Below are 14,184 nucleotides of genomic sequence, written 5' to 3'. Positions count from 1 at the left end.
TCTATTAAAAGTCAACTATGAAGTGATATTATTTTTTATGGGACTATTTATATTGGTAGGCGGACTGGAGCATACCGGGGTTGTAAAGACAATTGCAGGCTATATTACAGGTCATTTTGAAGGTAATCATATGGGACTTTTAAGCGCACTTGTCTGGGGTTCCGGTATTGCCAGTGGATTTATTGATAATGTGCCCTTTTCACTTTCTATGGCATATATCCTGGAAAACATTGTAAAGTTTGCGGGGGTTCCGGCACTGTCAATAATGGTCTGGGCAACCTCACTGGGTGCGGATATGGGAGGTAATTTTCTTCCCATAGGAGCTTCGGCAAATGTGGTAGCATATACTACGATGGAAAAAAGAGGTCAATCAATCGGGTGGGTAAATTGGATGAAACTTTCAATACCGGCTACACTAATTGCTCTTACTATTTCCAATATTGGAATTTATATTAAATATATTACCGGGTTTTTTTAATTATTACTCTATAAGTCATCTTTTTTAATGGATATTTAAATTTTCATCTTTTCCGGTCTTACGAGGTTTTTATTAGATAAAAATTAATGATGAGTGATACTGTTTGAAAAAAAATGAAAAATCATTATAATAGGTTTCTGCGGTAAGAAAGTTAATTGCAAATTTTCTAATACAACGCGGGGTGGAGCAGCATGGTAGCTCGTCGGGCTCATAACCCGAAGGTCATAGGTTCAAATCCTATCCCCGCTACCACCTTCTTTTCAAAAACATCCCCTTTTACCCAAATACTGCGTCAGATTCAATTTTTCTACCTTAATATAACTATAAATATTGTTAGCTTTTTTGTATTGATATTTTATCAATAATTAATTACTTATAAACAATATTTTTTTATATGTTTATAATATCGGTTTTTTAAACATAATAATATATGGTTTTTTGTTATAATTTTATATTTTTTATTTAATAAAACAGGTAGGTTAAAAAGTTATTATAGTTATAAACACACATTAAAAATAATCTTTTATAACTTAATATAGGAATAAGGATATGAAGTTTACTATTAACAAGACGGATATATTGGATGTATTATCGAACATTCAGGGTTTAACAGGACATAAAAGCAGCCTGGCTATTACTGAAACAGTTTTAATACAAACAATAGATTCCGGTATAAAAATTGCCGCTACTGATCTTGAAACAGGATTTATAGGAGAATACCCTGCAAAAGTGAACTCACAGGGAACAATAGCTATTAATGCAAGAAAATTATATGAGATAGTAAAAGAATTTCCAACCAATGAAATAAATATTAATGAAATAGACAATCATTGGGTGGAAATCGGAAATAATAAGATTAATTATCATATAGTTGGAATGAATCCCGACGATTTTCCTGAAATTCCGTTAATAGAGGATATTTCTTTTTTTAAAATCAAATCAGCGGCTCTTAAAAAAATGATAGATAAAACCCTTATTATAGGTGTTGCTACAGATGACAGAAGAGTCCATATTAATGGAATATATTTTGAAAAACTAAAAAACAACAATCAAAATACACTCAGGATGGTTTCCACGGATGGCAGCAGGCTTTCGCTGGCTGATTATATTCCAGAGTCTGACGCAGGCAAATTTGAAATACCATTAGAGCCGGGTATTATTATTCCTAAAAAGGGTTTAACTGAAGTAAACAGGTTTCTTGATCCAAAAGGCGATGTGCAGATAGGAAATAAAGACAACCATTTTATTGTTAAAAAAGACACGGAAACTATTATAATAAGACTTCTTGAAGGTGAATTTCCAAAATATAGTGAAATTATTGACAAAGGAGATTCAAATATAATTACTATTGATAGAAAAATGTTTCTAAACATGTTGAAAAGAATGTCTATATTATATTCTGATAGTTATAAAGGGGTGGTGTTTAATTTTCAGAAAGATAAAATAATAATTACCGCCACCAATCCTGATTTAGGTGAATCAAAAGAGGATATGGACATAGATTATAAAGGGAATACAATTGAGACAGCATTTAATCCAAAATTCTTTATAGACACATTAAATGTAATTAATGAGGATAATATTGTTTTAAATATAATTGATGAACAGAAACCATGTTTTATTGAGGGAAAAGAGGATAAACAGTTTTTAAGTGTTATTATGCCGATGAGAATTTAATGGAAAATATTTACGATGAAAGCAGTATAGATGTACTTGAAGGCCTTGAAGCTGTGAAATTGAGGCCTTCAATGTATATCGGGAATGTGGATGTTGAAGGTCTTCATCATCTTGTTTATGAGATTATTGACAACAGTATTGATGAAGCCATGGCCGGATATTGTGATTTAATTAAGGTCACTATCCATACAGATAACAGTATCAGCGTTGAAGATAATGGCAGGGGTATTCCTGTTGGTATTCATAAAACCGAAAAAGTGCCTGCTGTTGAGGTTGTTTTAACAAAGCTTCATGCAGGAGGAAAATTCGATAACGATTCTTATAAAGTGTCCGGCGGGCTGCATGGTGTTGGAATATCGGTTGTAAATGCTCTTTCAGCAGTTTTTGAAGTAGAAATATATAAAGACAACAAAATTTATTATCAAATATATAAAAAAGGGATAAAGAATAGCGAGTTAAGTATAACAGGAAATACAGATAAGAAGGGCACCAAGATTCATTTTTCTCCTGATCTTGATATTTTTAATACAAATAATTTCATATATGAAATACTTAACAGAAGAGTCAGGGAGCTTGCTTTTTTAAATAAAGGCTTAAATATAACTATTGAGGATGAACGTTCCGATACAAAAGAAAGTTTTTTTTACGAAGGAGGAATAGTCTCTTTTGTTGAATATCTTAACAGGAGACACACATCCCTTCACAAGCCTATATTTATTCAAGGAGAAAAAAATGATGTTCAAATTGAAATAGTAATACAATATAATGATACTTTTAAAGAAAATATATTTTCCTTTGCAAACAATATTAATACAGTAGAGGGTGGTTTTCATTTAATCGGATTTAAGGCCGCCCTTACGCGTACATTAAATCAGTATACATCCACAGCAAACCTGCCTAAAAACCTTCATGTAAAAATTAGCGGTGATGATGTTCGGGAAGGATTGACCGCAATAATAAGCATCAGAATAAAGAACCCTCAATTTGAAGGACAGACAAAAACCAAATTAGGCAACAGTGAAGTAAAGGGACTTGTTGAATCTCTTGTTAATGAAAAGTTAAGTATGTTTTTAGAAGAAGATCCTTCTATTGCTAAAAAGATTATAGAAAAAGCGGTTGATGCTGCAAGGGCGAGAGATGCCGCAAAACGGGCAAGGGACCTGGCAAGGAAACAGGGATCATTGCTTGATTCAACACTTCCCGGCAAGTTGGCTGAGTGCCAATTTTCAGAACCTTCAGAAAGAGAACTCTTTATTGTAGAGGGTGATTCCGCCGGTGGCAGCGCAAAACAGGGTAGAGATAGAAAGTTCCAGGCTATTTTGCCGTTAAAAGGGAAGATATTAAATGTTGAAAAATCCCGTTTTGATAAAATTTTGCGCAGCGAGGAAATTAGAAATATAATTACCGTGCTTGGCACAGGGGTCGGGAAAGAAGAATATAACATTGAAAACATTAGATATCATAAGATAATTATTATGACTGATGCCGATGTTGACGGTTCTCACATAAGAACTCTTTTATTAACACTCTTTTATCGACAGATGCCCAATATAATCGAGAAAGGATATTTGTATATTGCTCAGCCCCCATTATTTAAGTTAGGTAAAGGAAAATCAGCGGTTTATATTAAGGATGAGACCAGTTTTAATGATCATGTTTTAAAACGGGCTTGTAATAATAAAAGTGTAAAAATTGCAAAGGATGAAAAAACACTGTCCGAACATAATCTTTATCTTTTTTTATGCGATCTTGCAGAATATTTTGAAAACATGTCAAAACTTGAGTCCCGTGGTATAAAACAGGATTTTGTTGAGTTGTTGATAAAACAAGGGGTTGAAAACATAAAATTTTTAAAAGACAAACAGCAAATGACATATCTCAACGACCAGTTGTTAAAAGATGGTTACAGTGTTGGTGGGCCGATCTGGAATCAGGAAAGAGATATATATGAAATTATGGTTAGCCTTAAAGACAGTATACATCAGGATGTTTTGGCAACAGCCATATCAGACAGGGAAATAAAACCGGTTAAAATCGGCAGAGGATTTGTGTGTTCGTCGGATTATCAGAGATGTCTTGTTGCAGGAAAAAATATATTAAAATTTAATTACCCTCCGTTTTTGATCTTTAATAATGACAAAACAGGTACCGATGTTGTTAAAAAGGACAAAAAAGATCTTTTATCCTTTTTAATAGAAGATGGCAAGAAAGGTCTGGCTGTTCAGAGATATAAGGGTCTTGGCGAAATGAATCCAGGCCAGCTATGGGAGACTACCATGGATCCCAACAACAGAGCTTTGCTGCAGATAAAGATTGATGATGTGGTCGAAGCGGATGAAATTTTTACAATCCTTATGGGAGAAGAGGTTGAGCCGCGAAGAGAGTTTATTCAAAACAATGCGCTTAATGTCAGCGTACTCGACATATGAAAAACAAACATATTATTATTAATAAAAGCCTTACAGAAATCAATTCTTAGCCACAGACACACACTGACGAACATAGATATTCATTGAAGAAACCGTGAACTTTGAACCGATAAATGTGAATAGCTACAACACGATGTTTTAAAAAGAAATATTGTTCGGGGTTCTTGGAAAGGGTATGACATCCCTGATATTGGTTGTGCCTGTTAAAAACATCAGCAAACGTTCAAAACCCAGGCCAAATCCACTGTGGAAAGCAGAGCCGTATTTTCTGGATTCGATATACCACCAGTAATCCTTTTTTAACAATCCCTGTTTGTCCATCCTTGCTTCAAGAATATTCAGCCGTTCTTCGCGCTGGCTTCCGCCTATTATCTCCCCTATTTTCGGCACAAGAACATCCATGGCGGCAACGGTTTTATTATCGTCATTTATTCTCATATAAAAAGGCTTTATGTCTTTGGGATAATCATAGACAATCACAGGGTTTTTAAAATAGTGTTCGGTAAGATATTTTTCGTGCTCGGACTGCAAGTCTTTGCCGAAGCCTGCCTCAAACTCAAAATCTTGTCCTGATTTACTTAAAATCTTCACAGCCTCTTTGTATGAAAGCCTTGTAAAACCGGACGAGATTAAACTTTCCAGTGTTGTCATAAGGTTTTTGTCAACATACTTTGCAAAAAGTTCCAGATCAGCCCCGCATTCATCCATTACATATCCTGTCAGATATTTCAAAAATTCTTCGCTCAAATCCATGGCGTCGTTTAGATCGCTAAAGGCCATCTCAGGTTCAACCATCCAGAATTCAGCAACATGCCTGCTTGTATTTGAGTTTTCAGCTCTGAAAGTCGGGCCGAACGTATAAACATCGCCTAATGCCAGGGCAAACATCTCTGCTGAAAGCTGTCCAGATACCGTCAGATTTGTTGCAGCGCCGAAAAAATCGAGCGAAAAGTCGGTTTTTCCATCCTTTTTTGGAACATTATCTAAATCCAGCGTGGTTACCTTAAACATTTCCCCGGCACCTTCGCAGTCAGAAGCGGTTAAAGCCGGAGTATGAATATATTTAAAGCCTCTGTCTTTAAAGAATTTATGTATTGCAAAGGACAGCTCCGATCTTATACGAAAGATAGCTCCGTATTTGTTGGTTCTTGGTCTTAAATGAGCGATGGTTCTTAAAAACTCGTCGCCATGCCGTTTTTTTTGCAGCGGGAATGTATCAGGGGCAAAGCCGAGTATTTCCATACCATCTGCTTTTAACTCCCATCTTTGTCCTTTTCCCTGAGATTCCATTAAGGAACCGGTTACACTTACCGCCGATCCTGTTGAAATCTTTGTTATTTCTTCATAATTAGCAAGGGAGCTGTCTGCAACCACCTGTATGTTTTTAAGGCATGACCCGTCGTTAATTTCTAAAAAGGAAAAGCCCTTTGAATCACGCCGGGTTCTGATCCACCCCATTATAATTACATTACCTATGGGTTTGTCTGACTTTAAAAGATTTAATATTCTAATGCGCTTCATCTTATCGGATAATCCCCATTTAAAGTGTCTTTTTTTACCACAGAGATCGCTGAGAACACAGAGCTTTTTTGCTAAATAAACCTCTGCGCCCTGGTTTATGGCGAGTTTTTCGCCTAATGCCCGGGGCGTGTATGACAACGGTAGCGATTGCCGGTTTTTGTAGGAGCCCATTCCCTCATTCGGCTCTTCGTAATGAACAACATGAAAAGACAATCATTATAATTTTATGGTTATATAATAGCTTTGATCGCCGCGCTGCAATAAAAGGACTACCGATCTTTTATTGCGGTATTTTACAACCGCTTTTTCAAAATCCTTTACGCTGCTTACAGCCATTTCATCAATTTGCCGTATTATATCACCGGGTTTTACCCCGATACGTGCCAGATGGGATTGACCGTTAATTGATGAAATCACCACACCTGTTTTTTCGGATGTTTTATATTGAAAACGTTTTGTTAAAGACAGGTTTTCAACCTTTACCCCAAGAAGTTTGAAGCCAAGTTCCATGGCCAGCTTTTCAGGGAACACATCGGCTTTTGTTGAAACACTAATTACTTTGTTGTTTCGCCAGAGCTTTATTTTGATCATATCCCCCTTGGCATAATTTTTCATGGCTGTATGGTAATGCTCAATCGAAGGGGTGCTCCTGGAGCCGACAGACAGGATAATATCACCGTCCTGGATGTCTGCTTTATTACCGGGCCCTCCACTTGAGACCTCTTTGACAACCACACCCTTGTGTTCAGGAGCTTTCAGGTATTGGGCAAGCTTTTTATCAAGATTCTGCACAGTTATGCCAAGCCATATTTGAACAACCTCTCCGTATCGAATAAGGTCTGACACAATCCTTTTTGCCTTGTTAATGGGTATGGCAAAGCCTATTCCCTGGGCTTTTGCATAAATTGCAGTATTAATGCCGATAAGTTCGCCGTTTATATTAAGCAGGGCTCCTCCGCTGTTGCCGGGATTAATGGATGCGTCTAACTGTATAAAATCATGATAAACAGCGTTGTCTGTCCTGATGCTTCGGTTTACTGCGCTTATAACCCCTGTTGTTACTGTGTTGGAAAATCCGAACGGGTTTCCTATGGCTATAATAGTTTCCCCTATCATAAGGTCGTCGGAGCCGCCCATTTCTATAGAGGGAAGAGAATCTTTTGATGATATTCGCAGCACCGCCAGATCGGAATCAGGATCAGTGCCTATAATCCTGGCATCAAATTTCCGTTCATCATTTAAAACAACCGTTATGCTTGTGCTTTTTGCAAGCACGTGCGCATTTGTGAGAATAAGGCCCCGTTTTCCATCAATAATAACTCCTGATCCAAGGCTTGTTCTTTTGTGTTGCTGTTCAAAACCAGGGTCAAAAAAGTCTTTGAAAAAGGAATCAAACAAAGGATCCATCATGAATCCGGAGAAAGGATTGGTGCGCCCGCGAACCTCATATTCCGAATTTATGTTCACAACCGCGGGGCTGACCTTGCGCACAGCCCTGACAACAGGATTTTCCCGTTCATATTCCGCTGCAGAGCATGGAAATGAAATGATTAGTATTGCAATAAAGGCTATAATTAAATGGATAAATTTTTTATATATGTGTATCATAATCGAGACTCTTGCTTTTGTGTATTAATCAACCGTTAACTGTAAACCGTTACAAAAAAGGTTTGTATAAGCTTGTAAAGTGATTATAGTTTAAGTTTTACGGCTTTGTAAAAAGTCAAAAAACTCTGTGATAAAAATAATAATATAATATCATGAAAATTAAAACATTTCAAGACATCCTGCCGCTGGTAGACCGGCCGAGCCGATATCTGGGCACGGAGATAAACTCCATAAAAAAAGATCCGGACAAGGTCAGGCTAAGGGTTGCCCTTGCGTTTCCTGATCTATATGAAATAGGCACATCACATTTCGGGCTTCAGATACTTTATCATATCCTCAATCAACATAAAGAGATAGCTGCTGAAAGGGTTTATGCTCCAGACCTTGATATGGAGTCCTATTTGAGATCGTCACATATGCCACTTGTGTCCATGGAATCACATAACCCTATTAAAAGTTTTGATATTATCGGTTTCAGCCTGCTTTACGAGCTAAATTATACTAATGTTCTTACAATGCTCGACCTTTCCGGCATCCCGTTTCTTTCTTCAAAAAGGGATGGTTCGTTCCCGCTGATTATAGCTGGTGGCCCCTGTACGTGCAATCCAGAGCCTGTTGCTGATTTTTTTGACGCCTTGGTGGTCGGAGATGGCGAAAATGTGATAGTCGATATATCCATGGCCTGGCTTGCATGGAAAGAGGATGGCAGTGAAGACAAGAATATTCTTTTAAAACAATTATCGTTAATTAAAGGGGTTTATGTGCCTCAAACTCCGCAACCCAGATTTTCAGACTATAAGGTTGTTACAAGGGAAATAATAGCGGATCTTGACACAGCTCTTTTTCCTGATGCTCCGATAATCCCGTTCGGCAAACCTGTACACGATCGGCTTCGTCTTGAGATCGCAAGAGGATGTACCAGGGGCTGCCGATTTTGTCAGGCAGGGATGATATATCGACCTGTGCGTGAACGATCGGTAAAGAAATTGCTTAATCTGTTTGATACTTCATGTGCGGCTACAGGTTACGAAGATCTCTCGTTATTGTCGCTGAGTACCGCAGATTATAGTTCTATTATCCCCCTGATGAATCAGCTCATGTCTCGATGTGAACCCGGACATATTGCTGTTTCTTTACCTTCGCTACGTGCCGGCACATTGACTCCTGAACTGATTAATATCATAAAAAAGGTCAGAAAAACAGGATTTACTATTGCCCCTGAAGCCGGCAGCCAGAGGCTTAGGGATGTTATAAATAAGAATATTACAGAAAAGGAAATCGTTGACACGGTACAGGATGTCTTTGGTCTGGGTTGGCTGGTGATAAAATTATATTTTATGATAGGCCTTCCATCAGAAACCGAAGAGGATCTTCTGGCGATTGTTGAGCTTGTTAAGAGGCTTCGCAAGATTAAAGCACCAGGGCGCAAGGGCCAGATAAATGTCAGCGTGGCGACATTTATTCCCAAACCGCATACCCCTTTTCAATGGGCGCCGCAGATATCTCTGGCTGAATCAAGGGAAAAGATAGAAATGCTACGGGCCAACTTAAAGATGCCCGGAATCCATTTTAAGTGGCAAAATCCTGAAGTGAGTATGGTCGAGGGTCTTTTTGCACGGGGCGACAGGCGGCTTAGCGGTTTGCTGGTAGATGCATACGAAAAAGGGTGTAAGTTTGACGGCTGGGGTGACAGGTTTCAGTATGGATTATGGGAAAAGGCTTTTTTTGATCAAGGGCTTGATGTAGATCGTTATATAACCCGTTTAAGGGAGGTTACAGACCGGTTGCCATGGGATCATATTGACATCGGAGTAACAAAAGAGTTTTTGAAGCTTGAATGGGAAAAGGCAGAGTGCGGAGAACATACGCTGGACTGTCGCCAGGGTGTTTGTAACACCTGTGGAGTATGCGACTTTAAAACCGTTGAGCCAAAGGTGTTTGAACCGCAAAAACGAGTGCATTGTCAGATGCTTGAATCCGGCATTAATACTATTAATGAGCTTTTATACAACAAAGGAGGTGCGTCAGGTGAAAAAGCCGGGTTTTACACAAGGGTTAGGGTTTTTTATTCAAAACAGGGTTCGGCAAAATATTTCGGGCACCTGGAGCTTGTAAATATCTTTGTACGCGCCTTGAGGCGGGCAGGCATATCGGTAAAGTTTACAGAAGGTTTTCATCCCATGCCTAAGATGTCTTTTGATGATGCTCTTCCAATAGGCATGGAAAGCCTGAATGAATCATTCTCTTTGATGATTTGCGGCAGTGTTAAACCAGACGCGGTGACAACCGCTTTAAACAACCATCTTCCGGAAGGTCTTTTAGTGAAAGAGTGTCAAATATCTTCTTCAAAGCCGGACACTAAACAGGAAAAATCGGCCACATATCTGGTTAAACTAAAAGAGGGTTGTTTTGATAAGCAAAAATTAAACGATTTTATAAAAAGTGCCGATTTTGTGCAAACCCGTGTTAATCGAAAAGGCAAGGTAAAAAGGATAGATTTTAAGGACATGGTTTTAAAGATTGATTTAACCGACCCTTGCAGAATGATGATAAGGCTCAGGTTAGAACCCGGTAGAACGGCACGGCCGTTTGAGATTATAAAGGGAATTTTTAATCTTTCCGAAGAGATAATGAAACAGGCAACAATAATAAAGCAATGATCAAAAATTAATGAGCTCGTAAAAAGTCGCAACTGCCTGATTGTTGTTGTTTCCGCTCTTTTACCGCCTTGACTTTGATAGAAATCAAGGCGGCGAAACTTGAGTTGATGTTTTTCAAAAAATTTCGTTAGATGATAAATTGTTAACAATGCTCAATTTTTGATACTTGACTTTATATTTGACTTGTGATTATTTTATAAGTTTAAAAATAACTGACCAGGCATTTTTGCTGTGAGACCTTTGAAAAATGTTTTCCGCTAAAAGCGGTATTAAACCTGATAATGAGTTAAACATAAGGCAAACGGTCTCAATAAACACATAATTTAGGGGATATTTAATATGAAAAGAACCTATCAGCCAAGCAGGATAAAGCGTGCCAGAACGCACGGCTTTTTAAAAAGGATGTCAACAAAACAGGGTAGAAGAATTATTAACAGGCGTAGGGCTAAAGGCAGAAACCGCCTGAGCGTTTAGGTGTAATACACAATAAAATCGGTTGGTTGTAAGGGTTTCAGGGCGGATATCTTGTGAGATTTTTTTTTACCAAGGTGGATAGACTGTTAAAACGCCCAGATTTTCTAAGGTTGACGGCAAAAAGCAGGCGATGCCAAAATAACAACTTTATTGCAGTTTTTGCTCCGGGTAAAACTGAAAGAACGCGCATTGGTATTACCGTTTCGAGAAAGGTTGGAAACGCAGTCGTTCGCAACAGAATTAAACGCGTTATCCGTGAATATTATCGACTCAACAGGCACAAAAATACAGGGATTTTGGATATAAATATTATAGCAAAGAAGGAGGCTGTAAACCTGTCATCAGCCCAGGCTTTTTTGTCCCTGCAAAACATTTTTGACAAAATTACAAAAACTACAAGGATTTTTTACCATTAATAAAATGTTTCAGATGCTTGCCCTGTTTACTATAAGGGCATATCAATATGTTTTGTCTCCTGTTTTGAGTCCGTCGTGTCGTTTTTATCCAACCTGTTCCGAGTATGCCTATCAGGCTGTTTTACGTTATGGATCGCTAAAGGGATCATTCCTTGCTTTAAAAAGAATTCTGCGATGCCACCCGTTTAATCCGGGTGGAGTTGATCGTGTCCCTTAACCGGATGGCCGTGAATATAAATATTAACGGGTCTGGCAGGCCTGTGCTGTCAGACTTATTTAATATTAGAGATCATTGTATCCCCTAATAGGCCACTCAAAGATTCTGCCGATACAACCAAAACCAACCTGTTTCAGCCGGTTCCAATGCACTTGAACCGGTAATACTTTTTATCAAGTATAAAATTTAGGAGTATATTATGGATGTTCCTCGTTTAGCTATAGCTATTGTTCTTTGTTTTCTTGTTTTTGTTTTGTGGGAGATATTCTTTATTGACAGGGAAGCTATTCAGCCCCCAAGCAAAAGCCGACTGGCTGAACAGATGACAAAAGAGGATCTGTTTAATAAAGATATTGAGAAGGATATTGTCGCTACTAAGACGGTGATGCCCGATTTGATGTCTGGTAAGGACGACCTGTTGAAACCGGTAAAAGCAGCAAGAATAATTACTGTAAATACGCCTTTATATTCGGTTAAAATTTCAGAAAAGGGGGCGATGTTTAATGGGTTTGTTCTGAAAGATTACAAGGAAAACAGCGATGATGATTCACCTTTATATCAAATGATATCTCCGGAAATTCATGACAAGGGAACGGTTCTGCTCGGGCTTGCCGGCAACAGCCTTCCAGGCCTTAACCACGCAGTTTTTAATGTAAATCGCGACAGCGAATTTGTGAACATTAACGATCAATCGGAAGAAATCACATTTTCCTGGGTATCTGAAAACGGCGTAGTTGTAGAAAAGAGATTTATCTTTTTTCCAGAAACATACCTGATTGGATTGAATGTAATAATTAAAAACAATTCTCATCAAACAATACAGGACAATCTAATACTGTCGTTAATGAAAACCTATTCTAAAACAAAGACCATGTATGGATTTGAAGGCCCGAGCGCTTTGATTAACGATTCGCTTGAGCAGATCAAGGCTAAAAAAATAAAAGATAAAAACACATATACGGGAGTTCTGCAATGGGTCACGGTTCAGGATCGTTATTTTATGTCCAGCATTATTCCGGCTAAGCCTGTTGAAGCGAGCATGCGACTTTTCCTGTCGCAGGACGACGTGTTGGAAGCCCAGTACATGCAGCCTGAAACAGTTATACAACCCGGGATGCAGCATAGTTATGAGTACAAACTCTTTTTTGGGCCTAAGAGTACGAGAGTTCTCAAACAATGCGACTATAAGCTTAACAGGGCGATTGATTTTGGGATGTTTGATTTTATCGCCAAACCATGCCTCTGGTTTATGAATTTTTTATACAGCATTATCCCCAATTATGGCGTGGCCATTATTATTTTAACCATAGGCACGAAGATTATACTCTGGCCTCTTGGAACAAAGAGCTATAGATCCATGGCTGAAATGAAGAAAATTCAGCCGCTGATGATGGGAATAAAAGAAAAATACAAGAATGATAAAAAGAAGATGAATGAAGAAATTATGGCATTATATAAAACATACAAGGTAAATCCTGTGGGCGGATGTCTGCCAATGATCGTGCAGCTACCTGTATTTTTTGCCCTTTATCGTATGTTGTATGAAGCCATAGAGCTCAGGCACGCGCCTTTTTTTGGCTGGATCACAGACCTGTCTGCTCCGGATCGCCTTTTTCATTTTAGTTTCTCTATCCCGCTGATGCAGCCACCTTACGGCATTCCTGTATTAACTATTATTATGGGCGCCACCATGTTTCTGCAGCAGCAAATGTCGCCGGCCGTGGGTGATCCTGCCCAGGCAAAGATGATGAAGTTTATGCCGATTGTTTTTACTGCGATATTTATAAATTTTTCTTCCGGACTTGTTTTGTACTGGTTGACAAACAACATTCTGTCTATTGCGCAACAGCATTATATTACAGAAAAAAGAGCTTAATAACGGAGGTTATATATGTCGCCTTCTTTGGAATTTGAAGGTAAAGATATTGAGCAGGCGGTCAAGAATGCCTGTGATGCGCTTAATATCCCCAGGGGAAAACTCAAACATGATGTTATTTCTTATGGATCTACCGGTATTTTCGGGTTGGTCGGAGCCAAGAAAGCAAAGATACGGGTTAAGACGCCCGAGCCTTTGCCCAAGATCACGCCGAAAACGGCTTGCAAAAAGCAGCCGAGCAATATTGGTGATGATGATAAATCATTAACAGAAGCACCCGTAACAGAAGCAGCTACAACAGAAACACCTGTAAGCACGACAACAACTCACGATGATTTTAAACCGGTCGATCTTGGAAGGGATGTTTTACAGCATATAATTGATTGCATTACTACTGATACAACAATATCGATTGAACCGGATGAAGACAGAATGTTATTAAGGGTAAAGGGGGGCAACCCTGCGCTTCTAATCGGAAAACACGGACAGACGCTTGAAGCCATACAATATTTGGTTGAAAAAATCATCAACAAGAATAGCGAGCAAAGAATACGCATACAGGTAGATGTGGATGGTTATCTGGAAAACAGACAGGCAAGTTTGCAAAAACTGGTTGGACGGCTTGCTAAAAAAGCGAAGCAAACAGGGAAGCCCGTGACAATAGGCCAAATGAATGCTTATGACAGGAGAATTGTACATCTTGCCCTAAAGGATGATAGCGAAATTAGAACCAAGAGTATCGGCAACGGTTATATCAAGAAGTTGATGATATTTCCCAGAAAAAATTCTATTAAGAAAGTCTCTGGTTAAGCCGCTTTCATAATCATA

General features: G+C 38.6%; 11 protein-coding genes and 1 tRNA gene. 10 read left to right on the top strand and 2 right to left on the bottom strand.

Translation table 11 applies throughout. The features are described 5' to 3' along the window. From VMW78_01535 to gyrB, 4 genes are all read left to right on the top strand, one after another. Positions 1-478, top strand: a 478-nt coding sequence (locus VMW78_01535) for an SLC13 family permease (protein HUV49688.1), incomplete at its 5' end; no start/stop codon positions are given. Positions 479-653: 175 nt separating this feature from the next. Then, positions 654-730: transfer RNA gene (locus VMW78_01530), tRNA-Met, on the top strand. A gap of 297 nt (positions 731-1,027) precedes the next feature. Then, entirely contained in the window at positions 1,028-2,155 is a 1,128-nt protein-coding gene (gene dnaN, locus VMW78_01525; GenBank protein ID HUV49687.1) for a DNA polymerase III subunit beta, read from the top strand. Further along, the gene (gene gyrB / locus VMW78_01520; GenBank protein HUV49686.1) at positions 2,155-4,584 is read left to right on the top strand and encodes a DNA topoisomerase (ATP-hydrolyzing) subunit B; all 2,430 of its coding nucleotides are present in this window, start codon (positions 2,155-2,157) and stop codon (positions 4,582-4,584) included. Before dnaN ends, gyrB begins: the two co-directional genes overlap by 1 nt. 138 nt (positions 4,585-4,722) lie before the next feature. On the opposite strand, the gene asnS is transcribed toward gyrB, so the two are convergent. Continuing rightward, a complete protein-coding gene (asnS, locus tag VMW78_01515; protein HUV49685.1) occupies positions 4,723-6,105 on the bottom strand; it encodes an asparagine--tRNA ligase in 1,383 nt (460 codons plus the stop codon). 216 nt (positions 6,106-6,321) lie between these two features. After that, on the bottom strand, positions 6,322-7,713 hold the full coding sequence (locus VMW78_01510; protein HUV49684.1) for a Do family serine endopeptidase: 1,392 nt from the start codon (positions 7,711-7,713) through the stop codon (positions 6,322-6,324). A gap of 152 nt (positions 7,714-7,865) precedes the next feature. Between VMW78_01510 and VMW78_01505 the strand changes: the two genes are divergently transcribed. From VMW78_01505 to jag, 6 genes are all read left to right on the top strand, one after another. Further along, on the top strand, positions 7,866-10,373 hold the full coding sequence (locus VMW78_01505; protein ID HUV49683.1) for a TIGR03960 family B12-binding radical SAM protein: 2,508 nt from the start codon (positions 7,866-7,868) through the stop codon (positions 10,371-10,373). A gap of 339 nt (positions 10,374-10,712) precedes the next feature. Beyond that, positions 10,713-10,847, top strand: coding sequence for a 50S ribosomal protein L34 (gene rpmH, locus VMW78_01500; GenBank protein HUV49682.1), 135 nt, complete (start codon positions 10,713-10,715; stop codon positions 10,845-10,847). A gap of 53 nt (positions 10,848-10,900) precedes the next feature. Continuing rightward, positions 10,901-11,263, top strand: coding sequence for a ribonuclease P protein component (gene rnpA / locus VMW78_01495; protein HUV49681.1), 363 nt, complete (start codon positions 10,901-10,903; stop codon positions 11,261-11,263). Positions 11,264-11,267: 4 nt separating this feature from the next. Then, the gene (gene yidD, locus VMW78_01490; GenBank protein ID HUV49680.1) at positions 11,268-11,480 is read left to right on the top strand and encodes a membrane protein insertion efficiency factor YidD; all 213 of its coding nucleotides are present in this window, start codon (positions 11,268-11,270) and stop codon (positions 11,478-11,480) included. A 199-nt stretch (positions 11,481-11,679) separates the two neighbouring features. Next, positions 11,680-13,356 carry a membrane protein insertase YidC gene (yidC, locus tag VMW78_01485; protein HUV49679.1) on the top strand — a complete coding sequence of 559 codons (1,677 nt, stop codon included), beginning with the start codon at positions 11,680-11,682 and terminating at the stop codon, positions 13,354-13,356. A 15-nt stretch (positions 13,357-13,371) separates the two neighbouring features. Continuing rightward, the gene (gene jag / locus VMW78_01480) at positions 13,372-14,166 is read left to right on the top strand and encodes an RNA-binding cell elongation regulator Jag/EloR (GenBank protein HUV49678.1); all 795 of its coding nucleotides are present in this window, start codon (positions 13,372-13,374) and stop codon (positions 14,164-14,166) included. The last annotated feature ends 18 nt before the right edge of the window (positions 14,167-14,184 follow it).

The sequence above is a fragment of the Anaerolineae bacterium genome, from assembly GCA_035529315.1.
Lineage (GTDB): Bacteria > Desulfobacterota > Desulfobacteria > Desulfobacterales > ETH-SRB1 > Desulfaltia.
This window is presented reverse-complemented; position numbering and strand designations above follow the sequence as displayed.